The sequence below is a fragment of the Oscillibacter sp. PEA192 genome (assembly GCF_003574015.1).
Classification (GTDB): domain Bacteria; phylum Bacillota; class Clostridia; order Oscillospirales; family Oscillospiraceae; genus Oscillibacter; species Oscillibacter welbionis.
This window is the reverse complement of the sequence record NZ_AP018532.1, coordinates 2,285,583-2,309,437: the sequence shown is the minus strand read 5'-3', so window position 1 is coordinate 2,309,437 and position 23,855 is coordinate 2,285,583. Positions and strand designations below refer to the sequence as shown.

The following is a 23,855-nucleotide window of genomic DNA, read 5'->3' as shown; positions in this document are numbered from 1 at the left end:
TCTCCTTTCTCACAACTCCATGTCGTGTGTTTTGGATTTGACCGGGGACTTCTTCTCCGGCTGCGTTTTCGCGGCAGCTTTGAGCTGATCGCGGATAGAGGGCTTTTCCTGCTTCTGCTCCTGCTTGACGTATTCCAGCGTCGGCATCAGCTCACGATAGCAGCCCTGTGTTTTCCGCGCTGCATGACGGCGATGGATTTTGAAGAGCGGCTCACCGTTCTGCGTGACCGTGTTGCCCTCAATCCTGACGCCGTTCCGCGCCAGTAGATTGAAGGAATGGTTAGAGGCGCGATAGGACGCCCGCATACCGTCGTTGTTATAGGTAATCTGCCCCTTGAGCGTGTCCATGACGGCGGCTTTGATTTCCTTCTCTTCGGCAGTCAGGCGGTGCGCCTTCGGTGCTTTCGCTGCTTCCTCCGGCAAGGGGGCAAAGGGAGACTTGACCTCCACGGTTTTTACCTCAATAGAGGTAATCTCATCGCTTTCCCATGCAACGACCTCCGGGTCTCTTTCCGTTGTTTTCTCAGAAGTGACTTCCTTTTGAGCTTCGGTTTGCTGGCGGAACGCATCGACAAAAAGTGCGGTCAGTCCGGGATTGGGTTTATCCACAAGGAAGCGGGAGGCATTCTCCGGACAGACCTCAACGTTCTTCGCCCACTCCTTGAGGGGCTGGGGAATGCGCCCGTCAAAGTCTTTCTGTTGAATGGTGTTTGCAAGGACGTACCGGACGCGCTCCGGAGAGAACTGCTCAAGGACGCTTTTCACAGCAGCATCCGCATCCAGCCGGTTATCTCCGTAGTTGGAGCTGATCACCGCTTCAATCGCACGGCGGCATTCCACATTTGCCGCAAGGGAGGCACGATATGACTCCAGCTCACCGGCTTCATAGGCATAATTCGCTGTCTCGCGGTAAATAGAGGCTTCCGGCTTTTCCTCCGGAACAACTTCCTTTGCGGGAGATTCGGCTTCCTGCTCTGCGGACTGCGTTTTCTCTGCCAGCAGCACCTTGAGCTTGGCGTCAATGCCCTCGATCATCTCAGCCGCCGTCTTGCGGATGGTGTCCAGAGAGCTTTTCAGTTCCTTGGTTTCCTTGCCGGAAGACCAACCGGCAATGTAACCGAAGGAGTAGTCCGAGGTTTCAATGCCGTACCGTTGGCAGACGGTGTAGGCAACGCTTTCCGCTTCAACCTCCTTGGTGTGCCGATCCTTCTTATCTTCTGGCGCGGCTTTCTCATCCGGCTTGACGGCGTGGAGCTTTGCGTGGGCGATCTCGTGAATGGCGGTTTTGACCGTCTGGATTTCGCTCATGCCTTCCTGAATGGCAATGCGGCTTTCAACCGGCGAGAAGAATCCCTTTGCACCGCCCGGAATGTCCTCAAAGGAAATAGGGACGGGAGATTCCTGCCTGAGCGCGTCGAAGAACGCCTCGTAGTTTTCGACGGTGCCTTTCAGCTCATCGACGATAATGTCCGGAAGCTCCTTGCCGTCCGTCTGGGAAACATCAAAGACACTTACCACCTTGAAGGCAGGACGCAGGACCTCAACCGTTTCCGTGACAGCCTTCCCATCTGCGCCGATCACCGGCTTCTGCGTCAAAGGATCAATCTTCTCACGCTCTTCCTGCGCCTTGTACGGCGCGGGTGCAAGAATCTTGATGCCCTTTTCGCCCTTCATGACCTGACGGTCAAAGTTGCGCTGCCACGAGGTATAACCGGCAACATAGGTTGCCTCCGGCTTCTGCATCGCAATGAGCAGCGTGTTGTTGAAGGAATAGTTGTAGAACTTGGACATCGTGCGGAGATATTCCTTGAACCGCTCGGATTCAAAAAGCTCCTTGATGCCCTGTTCCAGCTTGTCCGTAATTTCGCGGACTTGCTGTGCATTTCTGTTTTCAGCCATCTCAAACCTCCATTTCTTATTTGCTTTTGGGCGAAGAAAACCCCGTCTGGGATTTGCTCAGTAAACGAGCCTTTACCTCAGACGGGGTTTCTCTGCGCGTCATCCGACGATGAAAGATGTTATCCTCGTTCTCCCATTCAATCAGCCGGTCAAACATATCCGGGTGCTTTGTGACCATGTGCAGCAGCTCCGAGTCACTGGCGTTGGGACAGAACCAGCAGCCGTTTCTTCGGCAGTGAGCGTAGATTGGGGAAAGCAGCCCGTGTTCCTGACAGAGTTTGTAGGCGTCCGCTTCGGTCATACCGTATTTGGCAAGCAGACTGACCTTCGTTATTCCATCCAGACGAGCAAGGCGTTTTGGCTCATCCTCCGCAATGCCGACATAGCTCACAGTGTCCGGCGAGAGCGCGGCATTGTACTTGCGGACGGGCGGGATTTTGCAGTCCCGATTGACTGCACACATACCAGCCCATGCGAAGCCGCGAACCTCGCCCTTATGCGGTCCGCGGGTGATGACATGATGGAACACCTCATCGTAGGTCTTGTCCGCATGGAGAATGGTGAACTTGATGCCCAGCTCCTTTTCACAGAAGGGCTTGAGCCGGTCATAGATGAAGTCCCGGTGTTCCGGGACTTCGCCGCTTGTGTTCTTATCAAACATGACCTCGCTGAAAACCGCTTCGTCCAGCGGCTCATTGTGCTGTGCAGCCAGCAGGAGCGTTGCCACGCTGTCTTTGCCTCCGCTGCAAGAGGCAACATACTTCGGGCGACTCATCGGTCAAACTCCATCTTGAAGCTGACGTATTTGCCACCGCTGTCATCCAGCTGGATCACTGCGTCGTAGAGCTGAGGCTTCTTCGGTGTGTAAAGCCCGGTCACTCGACACCAGCCCTTGTCCAGCAGCTCCTTTGCAATCTTCTTGGTCAGCTTCTTTTTCTTACTGGAAAAGAACTTATTGTCTTCCCACAGGCAGAAGGAGCAGTCTTTATTCGAGCAGTAGAAGTTGCCCTTGCCGACGTAGACCGGAAAGCCGCAGCGGGGACATTTGCCGATTTCCTCCTTGCCCGTGCCGAAACGCTGGGCTTCGGCATCAGAAAGAAACGGATAGGCTTTGACAAGATCCCCGGTCATCCGGACAATGCCGCTGAGGAAGGCATCCGCATCCGCCTTGCCGCGCTCAATCTCCATGAGCGTGTTTTCCCATTCCGCCGTCATTGCGGGAGAGGTGATCTGTTCCGGCAGGACGCAGACAAGGTTGCAGCCGTCCTTTGTGGGAATGAGGGATTTGCCTTTACGCTCTGCAAAGCCGGACTTCACCAGCTTTTCAATGATACCGGCGCGAGTCGCGGGAGTGCCGAGACCTTTCTTCTCGGTGTCATCGTCAAACTGATCGTTTCCGGCAGTCTCCATTGCAGACAGGAGGGTATCTTCCGTGTACTGCTTCGGAGGCGTTGTGAAGTGTTCGGTGACACTGGCAGACACACCTTCCAGCATATCGCCCTCATGGACTTCGGGCAGGGACTTCATGGGATCATCCTTTTCCTTCGCCTTGAGAGATGCCTTGAACAGCTCTTCAACGGCTTTCCAGCCGTTTTGAACGACGGTCTTGCCCTTGGCTTTGAACTCGTAGCCCTCGCAGGAGAGCGTGATCTGCGTTTCTGCGTAGGTGTGCTTCTCACCGGTCGCACACAGAAGGCGCATCCCGACAAGATTGAGGATTTTCTGTTCCGACTGAGGGAGCGCGGAAACATCCTGCTTTTCGAGCTGAACGGTCGGGAGAATGGCATGGTGATCCGTGACCTTGCTGTTGTCGGTTACGCGAGCAATGTCCGGAGTAACCGAAACGCCGGAGAAAAGCGGAAGCTGGCGGCAGACGATAGAAATGACCTGACGGGCAGTGTCCTCCATATCGTCCGTGATGAACTGACTGTCCGTGCGCGGATAAGTCAGGAGCTTCTTTTCGTATAGTGTTTGAACGAGATCGAGCGTCTGCTGGGCAGTGAAGCCGTAGTATCGGTTTGCCTCGCGCTGCAAGGTGGTCAGATCATAGAGCTTTGGGGGATTGACCGTCTTCGTTTCCTGCTTGAGAGAAGAAACGACGGCTTGCTTTTTCTCGCAAGCCGCCGCAATCTTCTTTGCTTCCTCTTCGGTTTTGACCTTTTCCAGATCGGCAGTCAGATCGCCCTTGCCGACATGGACGTTGAAATACTTCTCCTTCTGGAAGGTTGAGATTTTCCCGTCGCGCTCCACCAGCATTGCAAGGGTCGGCGTCTGAACGCGCCCGACCACCAGCTTCTTGTGATAGAGCGTGGTGAAAAGGCGGGTGCCGTTGATGCCGACAATCCAGTCCGCCTTCGAGCGGCTGAGTGCCGCTTCATAGAGGCGGTCATATTCCTTGCCGTCCCGGAGATGGTTGAAGCCTTCGCGGATGGCGGAGTCCTCCAATGAGCTGATCCACAGACGCTTGAAGGGCTTGGTGCATCCGGCTTTGTCGTAGACCAGCCGGAAGATCAGCTCACCCTCGCGTCCTGCATCGGTTGCGCAGACCAGCTCGGTGACGCGCTTGTCCTTCATGAGAGCGGACAGCACCTTGAACTGCTGTGCTTTGTCCTTCGTGACCTCAAACATCCAGCTTTCCGGAACAATAGGCAGATCGTCATACCGCCACTTGGCATACCGCTCATCGTAGGAGCTGGCGTCTGCCAGCTCCACCAGATGACCGAAGCACCACGAAACGATGTAATTGCCGCCCTCCATGTAGCCGTCCTTACGAGACGTCGCGCCCAGCACCTTTGCGATGGACTGGGCAACGCTGGGCTTTTCAGCAATGACTAAGATCAATCTTCATCACCATCCGTTTCAGCATCCTCTGCAATCTGCGGCTCATCATCCTCGTTGATGTACGGCTCTTCCTCGTAGCCTTCATCATCAAAGAAGTCCATATCTTCATCCTTGGGCTTTCTGCCCTTGACGAACTTAATGTAGTAATAAGCTGCACCCGCAGCACCGGCAAGAACGAAGATGACGAGGATCATGCCGATGTTGGATTTCTTTTCGGGTTTAGGGGCGGGGGCATCAGTTTCCGCATCCTTGTCCGGCTCAGGTGTAACGGGGGCTGTGCCGGTGCATTCGCTCATGCTGGTCTTGCAGACCGGGCAGTCTGTGTTGACCTGACCGGCAGCACATTTTTCTTTGCAGTTACAGGTGGTCAGCGCAGCCGCAGTATCTTCGTCCAGCAGCGCAAGCAGGCCGCTCTCATCGACCATGTTGAGAAAGTACGTCTGATACTGTTCCTCATCTTCGTTGATCGGCGCATCGTAGTCGATGACAATGAAGAAGGTGTTGCCGCTCTTCGTCTGGACAGTGATGAACTGCTTGTTGGTTGCCTTGTCATAGAGCAAGTCGCGGGTGTAGGCGTTGCCCTTATCGTCAATCGGCTCACCCTTCGGCTTTTCCGGTGCGGGAGTAGTCTCAGGCTGCTGTTCCGGCTGGGTTGCCTCCGTGGCCGGAAGGTTCTGTTCGGTATCATCGGCGTAGGCAAACGCCGTCACCGAGAAGCAGGACAGCGCCATGACGCAGACCGCAAGGACGGTCAGAAAACGAAAATTCTTACGCATTGTCGATTACCTCCATATTTTCAGCGTGCTTGGTGCCGCCCTTCATGGAAGACAGGAACGCCATGATCTGATCCTTGTCCATCACCATAGAGCGCACGGTATTGATGATTTCAAGGTTTTCCAGCTCCGTCTTCTTGTCGTACAGCTCCTTGAGCTGACCTTCAATTTCGGACTTCTTCTTTTCAGCCTTCTCGATGTCGGAGAGGACTTTTTGATACTTGGGATTCATGCAAAACTCCTTTCTTTTAATAGGCGGGTCTTCCGAAGGCGTAGAAATGCTGCTGCCAGTAGGAAGAGTTGATGGATGTGTACTGAATGGGATCGCCGCAGTGGATCATGACGCCATCACCGACGTAAATGCCGACGTGTGACACGCCGGGGGTGTCATACGTCCCGACGAAAAAGATGAGATCACCGGGCTGTGCATTCGCCTTTGAGACCGGCGTACAGACGTTGTAAAGCCCCTGTGCGCCCAGCCGCCCGGTCATCACAAGACCGCTGTTCGTGAGAACGTAGCTGACGAAGCCGGAGCAGTCAAAGGACGTGTCGGGATTGGAGCCGCCCCACACATACGGATAGCCGAGATACTTTTCCGCCTCGGTAATCAGCGTTGCAAACTTCTCGTCGTTCAGGTATTCCGGGTTGACATCGTAGTCGGCGGGAGGATTTGTGATGTACTTGTCCACATAGGGAGAGTCACCGAACAGATCCTCGCGGTTGCCCAGCACCGACATATACGTTGCGTACATGGAGAGCTGTTCCTGAGACATGATATAGACCGGGACATGGGAGAGATTGAAGTTTTCGAGTTTCACGTTGCAGATGTAGTAGTCATACGGGACACGATAGGCTTCCGTGTGCGTGTTGCCGTCTGCATCCGTCCATGTGTCGGTTTCCGTGCGGTATCTGGTTTCGACGATGACCTCTTCGGTGAGGATGTACTGCTTTTCAAACAGCATTTGAAGCGTACCCTGCACCTCATCCAGCGTGAACTCGCCCTTATGGAGAGCCGAGAGAATGGAGATCAGCACATAGGGGTCATGCTCAATGTCATCCAGATCGAAGTGGTATTCATCGTAGTTGTGAGTGCTTTCGTAGGTGTTGAGATAGCTTTGCAGCTCTTGCTCCATCCGGCAATACTGCGCCTCCGCGCCCAGCATCGCGTCATCCTCGCTGAGATAAGAGGAAGCGATAACCGACGAGCCGGTAGAGGTGAGCATCGAACACGAGCTGATTCCGGCACCGAGCAACACGAGAAGGGCAATTCCGACGCCGATCCAGATAAATACCTTCTTGTTCTTCTCAAAGAACTCCTTGATCTTGTCGGACGCCTTCTCACCGAGCTTCTTGCCGGTATTCTTTGTGGCAGTCCCGGCAGTCTGAGAACCGGCATTTCGAGCGGCGGCATATTCCTTCTTGATGTTCTGCTTCTGGTAGTGCTTGTTCATGTTCTGCTTCTTCATCTCAGGATGCTCCTGCTGATTTCTCTCATATTGGAGCTTGGCGTCAGCTACATCCGCCTTGTGTTCCAGCTTGGAAACCTTCTCATAGGGCTTGTTGACGCTTTTTTCTCTGTGATGACTGAAATGCCTTGCGGCGGTCTCTGCGACAATCTCTGTTTTGTGCGCCCCCTCAACCGCTGAGTTTTCCTGTTCGACCTCATGGATTTTGCCGTGAATGCCGGAAGCGAGGGTGTCACCGACCTTGCGGACGGTTTTATCCGCCTCAAATTGCAGTTTCCCTTTGCCCTTGGGTTTTTTTAGCTCATCCTCAAAATGAAGGCGGGTTTTGCCCTTGCCGGTTTCCTCATCAAAGACACGCTCTTTCTTGAGAACCTTGTGCGTGGGCAGCTTTTCACGGGCAGCATCCAGACGCTCATGCGCCTTCTCAGATTTTCTTTCGAGCTTCTGCATCCGCTTCGTGGGCGGGGCGGTACTGTCCGAGACAGGCTTTGCGGAGGCAGTCTCCGCCGCTTGGGAGAGAACAGCATCCGCGTCAACGGCTTCAACCGCAGAGGTCTTGCGCAGCTTGTGCGTGACAACCGTTTCGGCAATCACCGTGCCGGTATGAGAAGAAACGCCGTGCTGCTCCAAAACAGGAGGCTTGAACAGCGTTTCCGAAGGTAGCGGTTCAGTTACATTCTGGGGTGGATTTTCTGCCCTTTTCTCTTCTGTGACGGACGTTTCCGAGGGCAGCTGTGTGTCGTTATCCTCGGCGTGTTCCACCTGAAACTGACGCTGCTGACGGCGCATCTGCACCTTTTTCTGTTCCTCTGGGGAAAGAGCTTCGGAAGGCACGGCTGTCTCAACCGGCTTGACCAGCTCTGCATCTTCCAGCCGTTTTGACACTCTCTGCCCGGTGCCAGCCGTCAGGTTTTCCTCAACCGCGCCCTCCCGCGTCATCCGCACGACTACCTTGTCGCGGGCTTTGAGTTCCGGTTCCTTGGACATCAGATTTCACCTCCAATCCGCTTGTAGGCAAGCTCGGTGTATTCAGGGTTCAGCTCGATGCCGACGAAATGACACCCCATCTGCGCGGCAACCATGCCGGTTGTGCCGCTCCCCATAAAGGGGTCAAGCACAATGCCGCCTTCGGGACAACCGGCGAGAAGACAGGTTTCAACCAGCTTCGGAGGGTAGGCGGCATAATGACCGCCCTTGAAGGGGACGGTGTTGATCTTCCAGACATCGCGCTTATTGCGGAGCGGATTGATGTCTGCGTCCTTGATCTCGCCATGCTCACGGGGGCGGTTGATGGACTGCGGCTGAGGCTGACCGGGAACGGGCTTGCCATATTTGTTGCCGCCCTTCATGCCGCGCTTGAGGCGTTCTGCCGTTGCAGGGGCAATCGGCTCGGAGATCGCCTTGTAGTCAAAGAAATACTTCTTGGACTTGGAAAACAGGAAGACGTGTTCGTAGCATCGAGATAGGCGGTCTTTCACGCTCTCTGGCATGGGGTTGTCCTTCATCCAGATGATGTCGTTGCGCAGATACCAGCCGGTATCGCGGAGGGCAAAAGCCAGCATCCACGGAATGCCGATCATGTCTTTCGGCTTGCAGCCCTCAACCTTGTTGTTGAGAGCCACAGCCTGACCGTTTCTGCCGTTGGGGTTCTTCGGGTCAACGAAATCTCCCTGATTGCCTTTCCCAGCGTAGGTGTCCGAGATGTTCAGCCAGAGCGTTCCATCCGGACGCAAAACGCGCCTGACTTCGGTAAACACTTCCGTCAGGCGCGAGATGTATTCTTTCGGCGTTGTCTCTCTGCCAATCTGAGCATCCATGCCGTAATCACGGAGCGCATAATAAGGCGGGGATGTCACACAGCAATGAACGCTGTCTTCGGGCAGCGTTTTCAAGATTTCAAGGCAATCGCCGGTATGAATGATGTCAAGTTGTATGGTGGTGTACCTCCTGTTCTGTTGGATTTGTGTTTCCATTGAAATGTTGGCTGTAAAACCCGACAACATTTCAATGGGCATCAGTCGGAGTAATATTCGTCCGGCTCGTAATCCTCATCTTCCGTGAAGTCCTCGTCGAGATCGTCAATCTCGTCCGCCCAACGGTCGAAGATTTCCTCGGCTTCCTTAGCCGCCTCACGATAGAGGCTCAGGCGGTTCTTCTCAAAGGAAGCGAAAGCAGGGACGAACTTGCCGAACTCGCGGATTGCCTTCGCATCCTGCGTGCGCATATCTGCGACGCACTGGATGATTTCGGACATGGTGAGCAGATCGTCGATCATCAGCTCATACTTGTCCTTGGGGATAGATACGGCTTCATCATCCGCCGCGTCAGCAAAAGGGGTATTCTCGTCGCTGTTGCTGCTTTCAGGAACATCAACCTTGAAGTAGAAACCGATCATATCCACAGATACCTTGGTCATAATCTGACGTGCCTCCTTGACCTTTTCGTCGATGTCCTCCCTCACATGGAGGTAGGCGCGGTGATGCTTCTTGAGGTCGCTTTCCAGTCGGATCAGATCGGTCAGCTCCCACAGAGCCTTAAACAGCGCGGAGGTGTTCTCTCCGTATTCGATAGCGTCCGCATAGGGAATGGTAATCATCTTGTTGTTCATATTCAAAAATCCTCCTTAGTTCTGTACGGTTTCTTCTAAACGGGTGGTCATGATGCGGTAAAGCTGGGTGTCCTTCGGGAAATCGTCCTTGAAGGGAACGATGGTCGAGCCGTAGAAGATCAGCCCCTCACCGGCGTTGGAGTTGGTGATGTAGTTCTGCTGGCTGGGCGAGATGTTCAGCGCCTTCGAGAGAATCTGCCGGTCGCCGGACGCCTGATTCAGAAGGTAGACGAAATCCGAGTTTTCAAAAATGTTCTCTACCTCGCGGGACGCAAGCAGATCCTTGACGTTCTGCGTGATTCCGGTCGGGATGCCGCCCCATTTTCTGAAACGCTTCCAGATTTCCACGCTGTACGCGGCGGTCTGTTCCTCTTTCAGCAAAAGGTGGAACTCGTCCATGTAGTAGCGCGTTGCCTTGTGCTGGGCGCGGTTGATGGTAACTCTGTTCCACACCTGATCCTGCACGATCAGCATACCGAGCTTTTTGAGCTGCTTGCCGAGTTCGCGGATATCATAGCAGACAAAGCGGTTGTTGACATCCACATTCGTTCTGTGATTGAAGACGTTCAGAGAGCCGTGAACATAGATTTCAAGGGCAGTTGCAATGCGCTGTGCCTCCGGCTCCTTCTGATTTCTCAGAATGTTGTAGAGGTCTTCGAGGATCGGCATTTTCTCCGGCTTGGGGTCTGCAAGAAACTCCTGATAGACCATGCGGACGCTGCGGTCAATGATGGTCTTCTCAACCGGCTGCAAGCCGTCCTTGCCGCCGACAATCAGCTCACACATGGAGAGGATAAAGTCGGATTTCAGCGTAAGCGGGTTTTCCTCTTCGGAGTAGTTCGTGTTGATGTCCAACGGATTGATGTAATCCGTGCTGACCGGCGAGATACGGATGACCTGACCGCCGAGCTTCTGCACGAGGGGGAAATACTCGGCTTCGGGGTCGCAGACGATGATGTCATCCTCCGTGATGAGGAAGGCGTTCGTCATTTCACGCTTTGCGGAGAAGGACTTACCGGAACCGGGCGTACCCAAGATCAGTCCGTTGGGGTTTTTGAGCTGCTTACGGTCAACCATGATCATGTTGTTGGACAGCGCATTCAGCCCGTAGTAGAGAGCTTCGCCGCCCTGAAAAAGCTCCTGCGTGGTGAACGGCACGAAAACCGCCGTGCTGGAAGTGGTCAGTCCGCGCTCAATCTCCACCTGATTGACGCCGATAGGCAGAGAGGACATCAGCCCTTCCTCCTGCTGGAAGTCAAGACGCTTGAGCGCACAGTTATACTTTTGGGCAATGGCGGCGGTTTGGAACACCGCGTTTTCGAGCTTCTGGCGATTGGTTGCCGTGTTCATGATGAGGATGGTCACAAGGAACAGTCTCTCGTTGCGGGTCTGGAGATCCTGCAACAGACGCTTTGCCTCACCGCCGAAGGTGGCGAGATCGGACGGGATGATGTCCATGTCGTAGCCGGAGCGGACGGCTTTTTTCTGTTCCTCGATCTTCATCTTGTCGAGGTCGGTGATCTTCATCTTGATGCTCTTGATTGCCTTCGCCTGGTCAATCGTCCGGATATGAAAATTGACCGTGATGTTGCTGTCCATCTCAAGGAAGTCGGCAAGCATACGGTCATTGAGTTCCGGCGCGAGGATTTGCAGGAAGCTCACTGCGCCGATGGTTCTGCCCATCTTGAAACACTTGCCTTCACGGAAGTCAAAGGAAGTGGGCGAGATGAAGTCCTTCGTACTGAGTCCTGTCCGAGCAACCATGTCAAAGGAAAAGCGGAACGGCTCGTTGGTGTCCATGTTGAACACATCATGAAGCACTTTCAGCCGCTCGTAGCCGGACAGCGGCTCCGTCCTCACGCCGAGGGTTTTGAAGTTGTTGAGAATGTCGGTCTCAATGCGTTCGAGCTTCGGCTTTGCCGTGCGGAGGGAGTCTGCCTCAATGCCGAAGGTGATGTACTTCTTCTTGACCAGTCCGTTGTTGCCCTTGGTGAGCTGACTTTGCAGCATACCGGAATACTCAGAGCGGATGTCGTTGAAGGCGTCCTCCTGTGCCGGAATGTTGATGCGCTTGCGGAACTCATTGAGACTTGCCTTCTGATTGATGAAGGAGAGCTGGACGAAGATCGAGCTGTCGAAGTAGTTCAGAAAGTCGCACCAGTTCTCAAAGATGGCAGTTTTGTCCTCGTTCTGCGCAAGCTGGTAGTTGATGTCCTCAAAGGCGATGGACTTCGTGTAGAGGCGGCTGTTCACCTTACAGATACCGTCACGGCACATCTCCACATAGGGGATGGTCTGCTGGGCGGACTTGCGGACTTTCTTTGCCTTCCTGTCCTTTTTCTTCTGCATGACGATCCGCTTCTTTTCCTGAGCGGAAAGGGCATCGCCGTAAACGACACCGTTTTTGACGGTCATCTTAGGCTTTGCCTTTGCTGTGCTGTTGTTCAAGCTGCAATTCCTCCTGTTCTTTGATTTTCTGCTGAATCTCAGCGTAGAGATTGTTCGTGCGATAGGGACGCACCTTGTCCCGGATGAACATGGACTGTACGATGTGGTACAGATACTTTTCGGCGGGCTGACCGTCCTTCTCGTAAAGCGCGAAGAAGATAAACGGAAGCATGATCACCACCATCAGCATTGCCGCCGTAGACAAGTCGAGATGCGCCTTTGCCAGAAAGAAGATCGGGACGCCGACTGCCGCAGCGATGGAAAAACAAATGAGCTGCCGCTTGGTCAGGTTGAACATGACCTTCGTTTTGACGCGGTTAAGATCCTTCGGGACCGGAACAAATGCCATTGACTGTTTCCTCCTTTCTAAGCTGCTTTTCGTAGCGCAGCTTCATTTGTGCGGGATATTGATCCTCCTTCGGCTGACGCTTGCCTGTCCAGCGAAGCCCACCCGCTTTGCCTTGACAAATCCAGCCGGAAGCCCGAAGGCTTGCACCGTTTTCGCTTTCCAGCGTGTAGGTGATGATGCGCTTATAGCCCATAGCCGCAGCAGCTCTTGCCGCCGCGCCGTAGAGAAAGCTGCAAGCGTTCTTCGCCCCGTTGGTGCATAGCCTTGTAACCTCCAATGTGAAGCCGTCATCCAGATACCGGCTGACGGGACGCCCGGCGATGATTACACCGACCAGCTCACCGTCTGCTTCACAGCCGATGGAGAACTTGTGACCGGCAACCGGCTTGTGATGTCGGTGATGCTGCCGGACATACTCGTTGGCGTCTCGAAGAGAGATGGGTTTTAGCCGCAGCATGGTGTTTCCTCCATAGGAAGATGAGCCGTGCATTCGACCTCGTTGCCCCAAACATCCCAGCCTTCGGGGGACTGACGGGCAAAAAGCTCCACGCGGGGAAGGTCTCCCATGAGCCGAACAATGCGCTCCCGTGCTTCATCCGGCTTTTTGGAATGCTCTTCGATGTGGCTGAGGATGACCTGACGCACACCGGCGTCAACACGCTTCGGGTGTCCCTTTGTGGCAAGGATGCAGATTTCGGCGTTTGCCCTTGTCCAATACCCCATGCCGGTGAAGAGATCGTCGTTCCTGCGGTTTTGCTTCACCCATACAAAAGCCACGGTCTTATAAGAAAAGCCCCATGCCGTCAGCACTTCGAGTGCTTCACAGAGGCATGGGAACGTGATCCAGAGGAACAGAGCGCAGTCCTTCGCAGCCAGTTCGCCAACCGGAAGTGCCTTGATGTCTTCAATGCACATCGTCGGGTAGTGGCTTTCTGCCGACCGTCCCTGCCCCTTCTTGGAGTAAGTCCGATACGCCCAAGGGGGATCGGCGTAGATGATGCTGTACTTCTTCATGCTGCCGACCTCCTTAGTGCGCGTGGAAAATGGATTTTGCGAGGCTTCCGGTCTTGAACAGCGAGAAGCACAGAATGACCGTGTACGCTGCCACAGAGAACAGAGCCGAGTGAATGTTGTCTGCGATAATCATGCCGTTGATCAGCACCGCGTAGATGCCGACACAGACCATGATGAGAAAGCCCTGAAATGCCAGAGCGAACAAGCCTTTCAGATAGTTCGTGCCGATGCTGCCCCATTCGCGGTTGCTCATGGTTGCGATGGGAATAGGCGCGATGCTCACGGTGCAGTAAATCTCAATCATGCGCCCGTAGAGAATGACCGTAATGAGGATCGCCATGATTTTGAGGCACAAGCTGATCAGAAGAGTTTCTATCGACAGTCCGAGCAGTTCTCCGACGCCCATGTTCTCCATGCCAGTACGCATCTGCGCAATCGTTGAATCAATATCAATACTGGTGTTGCCGTGGATGACTCCGGCTGCACCGGAAACCACGTTCTGCCCGATGTCGAATACTGCCATCACGATGTCAAACGTATGCGTCACGAGGTAGATCGCCACAGCCGCCTTGAAAAACCACTTGAAGAACATCCAAGTGTCCATGTCGTGAAGGTTGTTTTTCTCGGTGATCATGGAAATCAGCTCATAGCACAAAACAAAGGTGATGATAATACCAGCGATGGGGACTATCACGTTTTCGGATAGTCCCCGGATCATCTGGTACACGCCGCCGTTCCAGCCGGACGGGGTTTGCCCGACTTCGGCGGCAATCGTTCCTACCTTCTCGTTGACATCGGTGAACATATTGGTCAGGTTGCTCTCGATCCATCCGATCAGCATATCCTTGAGAGCCTGTTCGATCTTTTCTAAAATGCTGCCCAATATTTCACCACCCTTCGGTTAAGCTGGGCTTGCCGTGGATTAGCCGAACAAACCGGAGAGCAGGGGGATGAGGGTCGTGCCGATCAGCACCACACCGCCGCCAGCCATGAGCTGTTTCATACCCAAATAGGTGTAGGAAACCGGCTCGATGGCGGGCGGCGGCGTATCAAGAAATATCTATGGAGTTTTTTAAGAACCGCCCCGGTGGGGCAGGTCAGGCTGTGACCTGCTCCACTTCCGGGATGGGTTTAAGATTGAAATGAATTTCGATAGAAATGTGTCTTGTCTTATCGCTGTCTATGCTCTCATGGACAACGATTTCTTTAATCAGGCGGTTGAGGGTGGCGGCGTCCAGTTCCGTGATGTCAGCGTATTCCTGAATGGCTTCTACCCACTGGCGGGCGTCATACGCAAGCCGGATTTCATCGGCCAGCTTCTTTCGGCCTTCTTCAACCCTTGCTTTCAACTCGGCCTGTTCCTTCTGCGTCTTTTCCATCAGCAGATTGAAGTTCGCTTCGCTGATACGTCCGGCAACCATGTCCTCATACAGCCGCAGAACCATCTTTTCCAGAACGTCAATGCGTTCCTCGTCTTTGGCAAGGGAACGCTCCAACGCTTCCCGCTGGCCTTTCTGCTCGGCTTCGCAGGTGTCGGACAGCTTCCCGGCAACGGCTTCCCCGTCCATCAGGGCGGCTCTGGCGCACTCCCGGATTTTGTTCAGGACAAGCCGGTACAGGGTGTCGTACTCAACCCGGTGCTGGGAACAATGCTGTTTCCCGTAGGCATTGTAGGTCTTACAGGAATAAATCTGCTTCGGGTGCTTCTCATTGGTGTAACGGATAGTCAGCGACTTCCCGCACTCGCCGCATTTGATAAGCCCCGCAAACAGGCTGATTTCCCCGGTCTGGCGGGGGCGCTGCCGGGATTTCAGCTTGCGCTGCACGATGTCAAAGGTCTTACGGTCAACAAGCGGCTCATGCTGGTTCTCCACGACAATCCATTCCTCCGGCTTTTTCTCCCCGATGGTGCCGATTTTGAAGCGGTATTCCTTCTTCTGGGAAGCGATAGCGCCGGTGTAGACGGGGTTCATCAGGATGTCCTTAATCACGGTAAAGTCCCAGATATACCGCCCGTTTACCGGGTCTTTCTTTTCCCACTTGGTTGACACGTTCCGCAGCCCCCGTACCCGGTTCCAGTAGGTCGGGCAGGGGATTTTTTCTTCTTCCAGCCTGCGCCGGATGTAGTTGGGGCCGTGTCCTTCCAGCGCCCACGCAAACAGACGCCGGACAATGGGAGCCGTTTCCTCATCAATCAGCAGATGGTTTTTGTCATCCGGGTCTTTCTGGTAGCCGAAGGGGGCAAGGCAGCCGGTAAACTGGCCTTTCTGCGCTTTCAGCAGATAAGAGGAATGAACCTTCTTGGAAATATCCTTGCTGTACATCTCGTTGAGGATGTTCTTGAACGGCGCAATGTCGTTGTTGTCCCGCATGGTGTCGATACCGTCATTCATGGCGATATACCGGACGCCGTGGCGGGGGAAGAAATCTTCAATCAGGAAGCCGGTCTGCAAGTAATTCCTACCCAGTCTGGATAGGTCTTTCGTGACCACAAGGTTTATCTGCCTGCGCTCGATGGCTTTCAACATCCGTTTCAGGTCGGGGCGCTCCATGTTTAGCCCCGTGTAGCCATCGTCCTGATAGACTGCAACAACCTCCCATCCCTGCTTCTCGCAGTAGGTTTCCAGCATATCCCGCTGGTTTGCAATGCTGGCGCTCTCCCCGTCAAGGTCATCGTCCTTGGAAAGCCTGCAATAGATAGCCGCCCGGAAGCTGCCCGCCAGTATTGCGTCCATGCCTGTATATTCCATTCCGTTCATCATAACCGTTTACCCGCACAATCCAGACGGAACACGGTCATGCTGAACCTTATCTTTATTATACCCTAAATCTTGCTTTTTCGCAAGATATTCTTTATCATTTCTCTGGCTGTATTTCTGTGCAATCAGGCTCACGAAAACGTCCGTAGCGTCCAGTTCGCCGTCAAATACCGTTGTGACATGGATTTCAGTTTTGTTTTTTGCCATAGGCAGTTACCTCCATAAATGAAATAAGCCAGACAGGAGAAGGTTGGCAACGAAGTCCGGCAACGGGCTTCAAAAAACCTCGAAAACAATCTCTGTCTGGCGGTTGGGTTATTTATTACTTTTTCTTTTATTTTTCTGTTGCTTTGGTTGTCAAAGGGGAGAAAAGCCCGCAGTTACAGGCTTTTTCCCGGCAACCGGCCCGGCAACGGGATAGCAACGGGGTCGGCAACCGGCTGTGATTTCCCCGGATTTTTCAGAAGGGAAGCTCCATCTGCTCGGTCACTTCCACAAATCCGTCCGGCGTTTTTTCACGCCCGTTGTCAGCGCCCGTTGCCGGTGCTTCCCGTTCCCAGCCCTTTTGCCTGCCGTATCCTTCAAATATCCGGGGATTGGAGAAATATTTCCATCCCGTGATACCGTGGTTCATAATGTCGTTGACTTCCCGGATTTCCCACTGTTTCGGCTCGTCAAAGGGGTGGTTCAGGGCTTCCTTGAAAAGCTGCTTGGAGCATACGGCGCTGCCGGTGTAGCGGTCAAGGTACGCCTGTATCATCCCGGCCTTGGTGTCCTCCGGCATGAAATCCCGCTGGTGTTCTTTGAGGTACTGTATCATTTCGGGGGTAAAAGACAGCTTGAAATCGCCGCTTTTGTAGGTTGTCATGGCTTCCGCCCATACCTGTTCGATATAGGCTCTGGAAGCGGCTTCATCGTCCAAAATGTGTACCTCGGCCCGTTCGGGGTAGACCATGACCGGCAGGAAGCGCCGGTTCCCGGAACGGTCAAGGGGCAGGAAGTCCAGGGCATTGGAAGTCCCGCCGAACACGCATTGGCGCAGCCTGTCCTCCGGGTGGGTTTCGTAGGGGATTTTATAGACCTCCTTCTGGCGGCTGAGGAAAGACTTGATTTCCTCTATGCTCTTGGCGTTGGCGGTGGCAATCATCTCCGACATTTCTATTATCCAGTGGCCTTGTAACTTCCGGTACACGTTATCATCGTCCAGCTTCCGCAAATCATCGGAAAACCACTCGTCCTTTACGGCCAGCAGCCGGAAAAAGGTGGATTTCCCGGCTCCCTGACCGCCCACCAGACAAAGCATGACCTCAAATTTACAGCCGGGGCAAAACGCCCGGTGGATGGCTCCCAGCAGGAACAGCCGCAGCGATTGGTAGGTGTAGTTGTCCGTGTCGGCTCCCAGAAAGTGCCGCAGGCAGTAGCGGATACGCTCTTTCCCGTCCCAGACAAGGCCGTTCAGATAGTCCCGGATGGGGTGGTAGCTGTTGGCGTCTGCGGCCAGATCGGCGGCGTCCGCTATCTTTTTCTCGCTTGTCAGGCCGTAGGTCTTTTCCAGATACAGGCGGATATACTTCATATCCGTGTCGGTCATGGCCTTGCTGCCGGTTCTGCGTTTCCTGCCGATGGGCTTTAGAAGGTCAATGCGTTCGGTCAGGAGATTTTTCGCCACCGCCCCGGAAAGTTCGGGGTCGTGCTGGAACACGGTCAGGCAGTTTTGAATACTGTTGCGAACGCCGCCTTTCTCGGTGCTTTCCAGCATGGCTTTTACTTCCTCAACGCTCCGGGGCGGGGGTGCGGCTTCGATGGTGTCCGTCACGGCCTGCCGCAGTTCGGGCGGCAAGGTCTGCCATTCTTCGCTCAAGGTTCCTCACTTCCTTTCCGTAGCTGGCAATCAGGGCAGCCCGTTCCCTCATATCGGAGAACAGCAGCACATCCAGCAGATATTCCACATGGGATTGTTTCTGCAAGGCTTCCACGAAAAGCGGGTGCCATTCCTCGTCCGGTGTCTTGGGGGCATAGTCCCGCTTCCAGCGGCGCAGCAGATTGTGATAGTCGGACAGTACCCGGAAGCAATATCGCTCCATGCGCCGGAATTGCTGCTCCGGGCTTTCCTGCCTTTTTCTTGGCTTCGGGCGGCTTCTGCCGTGTGGCTCCCTGTCCTCATAGGGGATGGAGAAATCCTGCGCCAGCATGAGGGCGGCTTCTTTGGGGCTGACGTTTTCCAGACGGGAAACAAAGTCAATCACATCCCCGTCTGCCTGACAGCCGAAGCAATGGAAGCGCCGGTCAACCTTCATGCTGGGGTTTTTATCGTCATGGAAGGGGCAGACGCACATCCCGTTTCTTCCTACCCGGATACCGTAATGCTCGGCGGCCTGCCGGGTGGTAACAGACTGCTTCACGACTTCAAATACGTTCAATAGGCAAATCCTCCTGAAAATAGAAAAAGCGCCTGTCATTCTCACGGGGAAAATGGCAAGCGCCTGATTGGTTAAAGTTCCATATCCTGTTTTTGCTGGCGGCGGGGCGTCTGGCGTTTCTCTGCCTGTTCCTCCCGGATACGCTGCTCCCGGCCTTTGACCGCCTGCTGGATGGACGGTTTCTTTCCCGGCTCTGCGGTCTGGCGGTACTGCTCGGATGGCAAAACCTGATTGAGCCAGTGGCGCACATCCCGCAAAATCTTTACATCCTCCTGTACGGCAGTCAGCGCTTCCGTCTTGGAAGCGATATTCTCTGAAAGCTGTGCCTGTTCCCCGGCCAGCTTCTTTGTGCTGTACTTCGCCCCATCAAGGTGAACCTTGAAATACCGCAGGGCAGCGTTGTAGGCGTCCAGTTCTTCCTTATGGTCGGCGGCAAATTTCTCCTTGGGTTTCTTCCAGCGGATAGCGGCATATTTCGCATGAACCGGCTTGTTTGCTTCAAAGTTCCCGATATGGAAAAGCAGCCGGTCAATCTCTTTCACACGTTTCTCCATCGGCCTGATTTCCTCACGGATGGAAACGGCCTGTGCGCTGGCTTCATCCAGATAAGCGTCAAGGCTCTCCACGGTGGAAATCTCTTTCTGCCGCAGGAAGTCAAGGGCTTCCATGACCTTGTTGAAATCGCCAACAGTTCCCTTGAGTTTCCCCTTGGAAGTCCAGCCGGTGCGTTCCTCGCTCCGTTTATCCAGATACCGGGAAAGCAGTTCGGGGATGGTCGGCTCCTTTGCCTGTTCCAGCGCTTCCAGCAGCGCCGCCTTTTTCTCTTTCAGGCCGGACAGCCAGCCCTTTAAGCTGCGTACCATCTGCCGGATAGACTGCATGAGGGAATTGGCGGCTTTAATGTCCCGGTTCAGGTTGCCGATGTTGGTCTGTATGCCTTTCTTCTCCAACTGGCTGACCGCTGGCCCCATGTGGACGGTGGGGATTTTATCAATCCCCTGTCGGGCATAGGAGCGAAGGTCAAGGCGCTCCGGGCTGCCGATGGCTTCCAGATAGCGGTTTGCTGTGTCAGCCCAGCCCTGCCGCCATATCTCGGCGTACTTCTGGTCGTTCCAGTCCACGGTGTCCTCCTTGTGGCTTTTCCATCTGCCGGACGCAAGCCGGATACGCTCGCCGTTCTCGTCAAGGTCGTAGACCTTCCGGCTCTTAGGGAGCCATTTCCCGGTTTCGTCCATCGCCCGCATGGTAAGAAGGATGTGGGCGTGGGGATTTCCGTCCCCCTTGTCATGGATGGCAAAGTCAGCAATCATGCCTTTGGAAACAAAAAACTCCCGGCAGTAGTCCCGGATAAGGTCGGCGTACTGTGACCGGGGAAGTTCCCTCGGTATGGCAAGCACGAACCTCCGGGCAAGCTGGGAGTTCCATTGTTTTTCTATGGCTTCGGCGGCGTTCCACAAGGTATTCCGGTCTGCGTACTCCGGCGGGGCATGGGGCGGCAGCATGATTTCGGTGTGGACGATTTCACTTTTATGGGAATAGTATTTCTGCTTCTGGTCGTATTCAGAAAACAGCCGTTCCCCGCTCTGGTAGGCGGCAGACGCAACGGCTGACTGGCGCTTGCTGCGCTGGATGATTTTCACATCAAAGTGCGGGCATGGCAAGTCGTGTCCTCCTTTCTCCCGGCGTCCAGGCAAAAAAAGAGCAGGGAACCTGTTTCAAGATTTCCTGCTCGGTGGTGCCGCCGGTGGCGGCTGGTATTCAGTTTTGAAAGTTCGGGTCAGGTTGGCCCGATTTCAATTTAATATTCGCAGTGTTGAAAAATTTGTTTTGTCAAAACACAAGAGAATATAAAAGTAATTATAGTGATTGCCGTGACAACCAATAAGCTGATATAGTACAAAGTATCTGAAACATTTCCATCAGAAAATGTATTAACTAACATAGTCAATGCGAATACTATGCCTATCGAACCAATCACACTTATAATCAGAATGACTTCTGTTTTCTCTGCTCCCCATAAATAGTAAAGTGGATAAGAAAAGGCTCCAATTAGAATAGCCAGTATTCCGCCGCCTAATACTAATGTGATAGCGTCACGGAAACCATAATAAAAGTATTGGTCGCCATGAATAAAAACTGTGAGGGTCATAAAAACAGCCACAATCACAACCCCAGATATACTCCATATTGTATGACTAATATATTGACTTTCAATAATGGCTTTTCGTCTAACCGGGAGAGTGAGTTTATATTTTTCCCATTTAGATGCGCTTTCTTTACGCACACATGAAACCATCAAAAGTGCAATTATCGGTGGAGCTATGAGAGAAAAAGCAGAAAGCAATGTTGCTTCCCCTGTTATAAGTAAAAGTACACCTACAAGCATTACAAATGCAAGTGCGATTTTCAGGTTTTCAATAACTCCATAGAAATTATTTTTCAAAAGACCTTTCATTTCTGTTCTCCTTTTACCAGTATTAGCATTATTTCATCAATCGTTGCATGGTCAATAACAATACCAGCATACTTTCGTTCGGCGGCTTCCTTATTATTAACCAGCACATCAATCTGATAATCTTGTCTGCGATAAGCAAGAATGTCACTTTTATCTAAATTTTCAAATTGTTTCTCTTTGCAACGCAATATGGCATATTTATAAATCAGATTATCTTTTGACTCGGTTAGAATAATGCGCCCTTGATGGATGAAAGTAATGTAATCTGCTATTTTTTCCAAATCACTTGTGATATGAGAAGAAAGTAAAATAGAATGATCGTCCTCACCAACAAAGTCCAGAAAAACCTCTAACATCTCATCTCTCATAATAGGGTCAAGGCCACTGGTAGCTTCATCTAAAATTAGCAACTTCGGATGATGCGATAATGCGACTGCGATTGCCAATTTCATTGTCATTCCTTTTGAATATTTTCCAATTTTCTGTTTCTCGTTTAGCCGGAATGTTTTTAAATATTTTTGAAACAAACTATTATCCCATTGAGAGAAAATTCCTTGCATAATCTCGGAAATTTGTTTGGCAGTAAGGTATTTCGGGAAATTATCCCCATCATAGACAACACCAATATCATTCCTCAATACGGTATCCTCGTCTTTCATTTCTTTCTCAAAGATTTGAATGGAACCAGAATTGCGGAACAGCGTATTCAAAATACAGCCTATGGTTGTTGTCTTACCAGCACCATTCTCCCCAACGAACCCCATAACAGACCCCATAGGTACTTCAAAAGACACATTATCCAAAAGAAAATCTGACGTTTCATAGGTCTTGCATACATTATCAAGTTTCAAAGCATAATTCATTTTATTCGTCCTCCATATAAAACATTGTGAGCAATTCCGTTAGTTTAGATAAAGGAATGTTGCTTACACGTCCAATATTAGCGGCAGCTTGCAAATGTTCTTCGGCAATACGTTGCTGTTCTTCTTGATAAAATTCCTTGTTTCGTGCTGATACAAAACTACCTCTGCCAACAGTTGTTTCAATAAAACCGTCCCTTTGCAAATCTTCATACGCCTTTTGGACGGTTATAACGCTAACGTGAATAGATTTAGCCAATGAACGCATTGAGGGGATGGCGTCTCCTGCTTGCAATTCTCCACTCATTATCATAGCTTTAATCTGTGTTGTTATTTGCTCGTATATTGGCTTATTTGCATTATTGCTGATTATGATTTCCATGCTTCACCGCCTTCACTTTAAAATGTACTGTATGTACAAGTACATTATATTCACATTCGGATTGGGTGTCAACAGAAAATTTATGAATGAATTTTAAACTTGCTGAACGGAACAGCTTGCAACGCAAGGTGCTTCCGGGCGGCAAGTCCACAAAGGGGTAGCTGGCGGCAGCCAGCGCAGGGGAAGTGTAGCTTCCCCTGTGATGATTGGCAGGAGTCGGAACGCTGCGGGCAATCATCCGCTTTCCGCAGGAAGCCCCCGGCAGGGCGCAACCCACTACCTTCAGGTGGTGTATAGTTGCGCCCTCTTTCAGAGGGGCAGTTCACGGGCTGCGGCTCTGAAAGCAATCATGGCCGTTTCCGGCCTGCGTCCTCTCCTTGAAAATTACCGTTTCCGGCGAATACTTTTTCCATAAGCTGACGGGTGCTGTCTTTGTGGAACAGCAGCTTCAAAAACAAACTGACCTGTTCATCCGTAATGGCTTCCGGGTGGGGAAGGTAGCTTTCCAGCATGGCGGCTCTGGTGCAAAGCCGGTGTGTCCGTTCCTTCCGTGTCAGCGTCTTTATCTGGTGTTCCAATATCTTTTCTTCATGCTGCGCCCTCCGCAGCTTCTTTTCCGTTTTCTCTATCTCCTGATTGAGTTTTTCCAGCTTTTCATTCATAGGCGGCTGTCCTCCTTCTTGGGAATGAGTACATATATTTTGTTGGGTTCCCCGAAGCCCTGACGCACTCGCAGTATCAGTCCGGCGTCCTCCAATTCATTCAGGGAACGCTTCACGGTCATGGTGCTGCGGGCAAGTGCCGCCGCCAGTTCCACGATGGGGAAATGGATAAATAAAATCCCGTTGGCGTCCTCTATGCCGGACAGGAAAACTAAATCCAACATCCGGGCGTACATGACCTTGGCGGTGCTGCTGATCGGGAGCCGCAGCAAGGCTCTCGGCAGCGGCATACAGGGCGGCAGGGCGGTGTCTGCGGTCATAAATTCAACTTCCATTCACTCTGTGTCCTCCTTTACTTTTCGTTTTGAGCGTTTGGAAAGATAATGGGGGCAGTCCACAATGACCGCCCGGAAACTCTGCTTGCAAGTGCGTTGGCATTTCCGGCAAAGGCCGTTGTACGTTACCCGCCCCCGTTCATTGAGGAAGAAAGACAGTTCCAGCTTCCTCTTTTTCGGCATTCTCGGCATGGTGCCTCCTTAAACAAAAATCCGCCCATTTCAGCCGTAACAGCCGCAATAGACGGATAGCAGATTTTAGTGTCGTGTTTCGGGGCGATTTTTAAGGAAAAAGCGGTCATAGAGCCGCCCGGAAATCCCCCGTAGTATTACGGATAGGGTAGACTATACCCTATCGGATTGTTGTGTTTCGGTATCAATTCGGTGTTCATTTTCGCCGGTTCTCCCTGATGTCGTTCCTGCCCCTGGCTCTCACAACGGCGTTTCGCTCCCTTTGGTACGCTCGTTGCGGTCATGGTTCCTCCATTTCCCTGCCGCAAGTCGTTGCGCTACATCGCCGGGGAGCATATCCCATACAGGCCGGTCATTCGATTGGAATAATCCATCGATGAACTAAGCCCATT

24 protein-coding genes and 1 pseudogene are annotated in these 23,855 nt (G+C 52.8%); all 25 read right to left on the bottom strand.

Annotated elements, in window-relative coordinates; genetic code table 11:
- Positions 1-9: 9 nt before the first annotated feature.
- The 25 genes and pseudogenes from DN611_RS11445 to DN611_RS17020 all read right to left on the bottom strand — a co-directional run bounded on the left by DN611_RS11445 (position 10) and on the right by DN611_RS17020 (position 23,463).
- Complete coding sequence (locus DN611_RS11445) at positions 10-1,899, bottom strand: DUF3849 domain-containing protein (RefSeq protein WP_119311399.1); 1,890 nt, start codon at positions 1,897-1,899, stop codon at positions 10-12.
- Positions 1,900-1,915: 16 nt separating this feature from the next.
- Entirely contained in the window at positions 1,916-2,674 is a 759-nt protein-coding gene (locus tag DN611_RS11440) for a phosphoadenosine phosphosulfate reductase (RefSeq protein WP_119311398.1), read from the bottom strand.
- A complete protein-coding gene (locus tag DN611_RS11435; protein ID WP_119311397.1) occupies positions 2,671-4,740 on the bottom strand; it encodes a DNA topoisomerase 3 in 2,070 nt (689 codons plus the stop codon). Before DN611_RS11435 ends, DN611_RS11440 begins: the two co-directional genes overlap by 4 nt.
- Positions 4,737-5,516 (bottom strand): DUF4366 domain-containing protein, encoded by a 780-nt coding sequence (locus tag DN611_RS11430; protein ID WP_119311396.1) that lies wholly within the window; start codon positions 5,514-5,516, stop codon positions 4,737-4,739. The genes DN611_RS11435 and DN611_RS11430 overlap by 4 nt, the downstream gene beginning before the upstream one ends.
- Positions 5,509-5,745: a DUF4315 family protein gene (locus DN611_RS11425; protein ID WP_005934785.1), complete on the bottom strand. Its 237-nt coding sequence runs from the start codon at positions 5,743-5,745 to the stop codon at positions 5,509-5,511. Before DN611_RS11425 ends, DN611_RS11430 begins: the two co-directional genes overlap by 8 nt.
- A gap of 16 nt (positions 5,746-5,761) precedes the next feature.
- Entirely contained in the window at positions 5,762-7,966 is a 2,205-nt protein-coding gene (locus DN611_RS11420; protein WP_119311395.1) for a C40 family peptidase, read from the bottom strand.
- Positions 7,966-8,952, bottom strand: coding sequence for a DNA-methyltransferase (locus DN611_RS11415; RefSeq protein ID WP_333637360.1), 987 nt, complete (start codon positions 8,950-8,952; stop codon positions 7,966-7,968). The genes DN611_RS11420 and DN611_RS11415 overlap by 1 nt, the downstream gene beginning before the upstream one ends.
- Positions 8,953-8,993: 41 nt before the next feature.
- Positions 8,994-9,587, bottom strand: coding sequence for a nitrogen fixation protein (locus DN611_RS11410; RefSeq protein WP_119311394.1), 594 nt, complete (start codon positions 9,585-9,587; stop codon positions 8,994-8,996).
- Between the two features lie 15 nt (positions 9,588-9,602).
- Positions 9,603-12,002 (bottom strand): VirB4-like conjugal transfer ATPase, CD1110 family, encoded by a 2,400-nt coding sequence (locus DN611_RS11405; RefSeq protein ID WP_119311393.1) that lies wholly within the window; start codon positions 12,000-12,002, stop codon positions 9,603-9,605.
- 1 nt (position 12,003) lies between these two features.
- Complete coding sequence (locus DN611_RS11400; protein WP_005934790.1) at positions 12,004-12,384, bottom strand: PrgI family protein; 381 nt, start codon at positions 12,382-12,384, stop codon at positions 12,004-12,006.
- Positions 12,353-12,841, bottom strand: a complete 489-nt coding sequence (locus tag DN611_RS11395; RefSeq protein ID WP_119311392.1) for an XF1762 family protein — start codon at positions 12,839-12,841, stop codon at positions 12,353-12,355. The genes DN611_RS11400 and DN611_RS11395 overlap by 32 nt, the downstream gene beginning before the upstream one ends.
- Positions 12,829-13,398 carry an MT-A70 family methyltransferase gene (locus DN611_RS11390; RefSeq protein WP_007593032.1) on the bottom strand — a complete coding sequence of 190 codons (570 nt, stop codon included), beginning with the start codon at positions 13,396-13,398 and terminating at the stop codon, positions 12,829-12,831. The genes DN611_RS11395 and DN611_RS11390 overlap by 13 nt, the downstream gene beginning before the upstream one ends.
- A 13-nt stretch (positions 13,399-13,411) precedes the next feature.
- On the bottom strand, positions 13,412-14,281 hold the full coding sequence (locus DN611_RS11385) for a VirB6/TrbL-like conjugal transfer protein, CD1112 family (RefSeq protein ID WP_007046101.1): 870 nt from the start codon (positions 14,279-14,281) through the stop codon (positions 13,412-13,414).
- A gap of 39 nt (positions 14,282-14,320) precedes the next feature.
- Positions 14,321-14,404, bottom strand: a pseudogene (locus DN611_RS11380) (Maff2 family mobile element protein); the annotation flags it as partial.
- Positions 14,405-14,495: 91 nt separating this feature from the next.
- Positions 14,496-16,160: a recombinase family protein gene (locus DN611_RS11375; protein ID WP_119311391.1), complete on the bottom strand. Its 1,665-nt coding sequence runs from the start codon at positions 16,158-16,160 to the stop codon at positions 14,496-14,498.
- Positions 16,161-16,166: 6 nt separating this feature from the next.
- The gene (locus DN611_RS11370) at positions 16,167-16,364 is read right to left on the bottom strand and encodes a hypothetical protein (protein ID WP_119311390.1); all 198 of its coding nucleotides are present in this window, start codon (positions 16,362-16,364) and stop codon (positions 16,167-16,169) included.
- Between the two features lie 253 nt (positions 16,365-16,617).
- Positions 16,618-17,916 (bottom strand): virulence-associated E family protein, encoded by a 1,299-nt coding sequence (locus DN611_RS11365; protein ID WP_118626690.1) that lies wholly within the window; start codon positions 17,914-17,916, stop codon positions 16,618-16,620.
- 13 nt (positions 17,917-17,929) lie between these two features.
- Complete coding sequence (locus DN611_RS11360) at positions 17,930-18,577, bottom strand: CHC2 zinc finger domain-containing protein (RefSeq protein WP_174233001.1); 648 nt, start codon at positions 18,575-18,577, stop codon at positions 17,930-17,932.
- Positions 18,578-18,648: 71 nt separating this feature from the next.
- Complete coding sequence (gene mobQ, locus DN611_RS11355) at positions 18,649-20,238, bottom strand: MobQ family relaxase (RefSeq protein WP_119311388.1); 1,590 nt, start codon at positions 20,236-20,238, stop codon at positions 18,649-18,651.
- A gap of 137 nt (positions 20,239-20,375) precedes the next feature.
- Entirely contained in the window at positions 20,376-21,032 is a 657-nt protein-coding gene (locus DN611_RS11350; RefSeq protein WP_015540957.1) for an ABC-2 transporter permease, read from the bottom strand.
- Entirely contained in the window at positions 21,029-21,895 is an 867-nt protein-coding gene (locus DN611_RS11345; RefSeq protein WP_055052367.1) for an ABC transporter ATP-binding protein, read from the bottom strand. The genes DN611_RS11350 and DN611_RS11345 overlap by 4 nt, the downstream gene beginning before the upstream one ends.
- Position 21,896: 1 nt before the next feature.
- Positions 21,897-22,274, bottom strand: coding sequence for a GntR family transcriptional regulator (locus DN611_RS11340; protein WP_015540956.1), 378 nt, complete (start codon positions 22,272-22,274; stop codon positions 21,897-21,899).
- A gap of 347 nt (positions 22,275-22,621) precedes the next feature.
- Positions 22,622-22,936: a DUF3847 domain-containing protein gene (locus DN611_RS11330; protein WP_118419917.1), complete on the bottom strand. Its 315-nt coding sequence runs from the start codon at positions 22,934-22,936 to the stop codon at positions 22,622-22,624.
- On the bottom strand, positions 22,933-23,271 hold the full coding sequence (locus DN611_RS11325; RefSeq protein ID WP_118419916.1) for a DeoR family transcriptional regulator: 339 nt from the start codon (positions 23,269-23,271) through the stop codon (positions 22,933-22,935). Before DN611_RS11325 ends, DN611_RS11330 begins: the two co-directional genes overlap by 4 nt.
- Complete coding sequence (locus tag DN611_RS17020) at positions 23,272-23,463, bottom strand: hypothetical protein (protein ID WP_227148914.1); 192 nt, start codon at positions 23,461-23,463, stop codon at positions 23,272-23,274. It lies immediately after the preceding gene.
- Positions 23,464-23,855: the final 392 nt, after the last annotated feature.

Excerpts from the sequence above, each read along its gene's own strand:
- DN611_RS17020 (WP_227148914.1), bottom strand. The coding sequence starts at position 23,463 with ATGCCGAGAATGCCGAAAAAGAGGAAGCTGGAACTGTCTTTCTTCCTC.
- DN611_RS11330 (WP_118419917.1), bottom strand. The coding sequence starts at position 22,936 with ATGAATGAAAAGCTGGAAAAACTCAATCAGGAGATAGAGAAAACGGAA.
- DN611_RS11350 (WP_015540957.1), bottom strand. The coding sequence starts at position 21,032 with ATGAAAGGTCTTTTGAAAAATAATTTCTATGGAGTTATTGAAAACCTG.
- DN611_RS11405 (WP_119311393.1), bottom strand. The coding sequence starts at position 12,002 with ATGACCGTCAAAAACGGTGTCGTTTACGGCGATGCCCTTTCCGCTCAG.
- DN611_RS11375 (WP_119311391.1), bottom strand. The coding sequence starts at position 16,160 with ATGATGAACGGAATGGAATATACAGGCATGGACGCAATACTGGCGGGC.
- DN611_RS11395 (WP_119311392.1), bottom strand. The coding sequence starts at position 12,841 with ATGCTGCGGCTAAAACCCATCTCTCTTCGAGACGCCAACGAGTATGTC.
- DN611_RS11440 (WP_119311398.1), bottom strand. The coding sequence starts at position 2,674 with ATGAGTCGCCCGAAGTATGTTGCCTCTTGCAGCGGAGGCAAAGACAGC.
- DN611_RS11410 (WP_119311394.1), bottom strand. The coding sequence starts at position 9,587 with ATGAACAACAAGATGATTACCATTCCCTATGCGGACGCTATCGAATAC.
- DN611_RS11365 (WP_118626690.1), bottom strand. The coding sequence starts at position 17,916 with ATGCTGGAAAGCACCGAGAAAGGCGGCGTTCGCAACAGTATTCAAAAC.
- DN611_RS11400 (WP_005934790.1), bottom strand. The coding sequence starts at position 12,384 with ATGGCATTTGTTCCGGTCCCGAAGGATCTTAACCGCGTCAAAACGAAG.
- DN611_RS11390 (WP_007593032.1), bottom strand. The coding sequence starts at position 13,398 with ATGAAGAAGTACAGCATCATCTACGCCGATCCCCCTTGGGCGTATCGG.
- DN611_RS11415 (WP_333637360.1), bottom strand. The coding sequence starts at position 8,952 with ATGGAAACACAAATCCAACAGAACAGGAGGTACACCACCATACAACTT.
- DN611_RS11420 (WP_119311395.1), bottom strand. The coding sequence starts at position 7,966 with ATGTCCAAGGAACCGGAACTCAAAGCCCGCGACAAGGTAGTCGTGCGG.
- DN611_RS11370 (WP_119311390.1), bottom strand. The coding sequence starts at position 16,364 with ATGGCAAAAAACAAAACTGAAATCCATGTCACAACGGTATTTGACGGC.
- DN611_RS11340 (WP_015540956.1), bottom strand. The coding sequence starts at position 22,274 with ATGGAAATCATAATCAGCAATAATGCAAATAAGCCAATATACGAGCAA.
- DN611_RS11445 (WP_119311399.1), bottom strand. The coding sequence starts at position 1,899 with ATGGCTGAAAACAGAAATGCACAGCAAGTCCGCGAAATTACGGACAAG.
- DN611_RS11325 (WP_118419916.1), bottom strand. The coding sequence starts at position 23,271 with ATGGAAGTTGAATTTATGACCGCAGACACCGCCCTGCCGCCCTGTATG.
- DN611_RS11430 (WP_119311396.1), bottom strand. The coding sequence starts at position 5,516 with ATGCGTAAGAATTTTCGTTTTCTGACCGTCCTTGCGGTCTGCGTCATG.
- DN611_RS11345 (WP_055052367.1), bottom strand. The coding sequence starts at position 21,895 with ATGAATTATGCTTTGAAACTTGATAATGTATGCAAGACCTATGAAACG.
- DN611_RS11425 (WP_005934785.1), bottom strand. The coding sequence starts at position 5,745 with ATGAATCCCAAGTATCAAAAAGTCCTCTCCGACATCGAGAAGGCTGAA.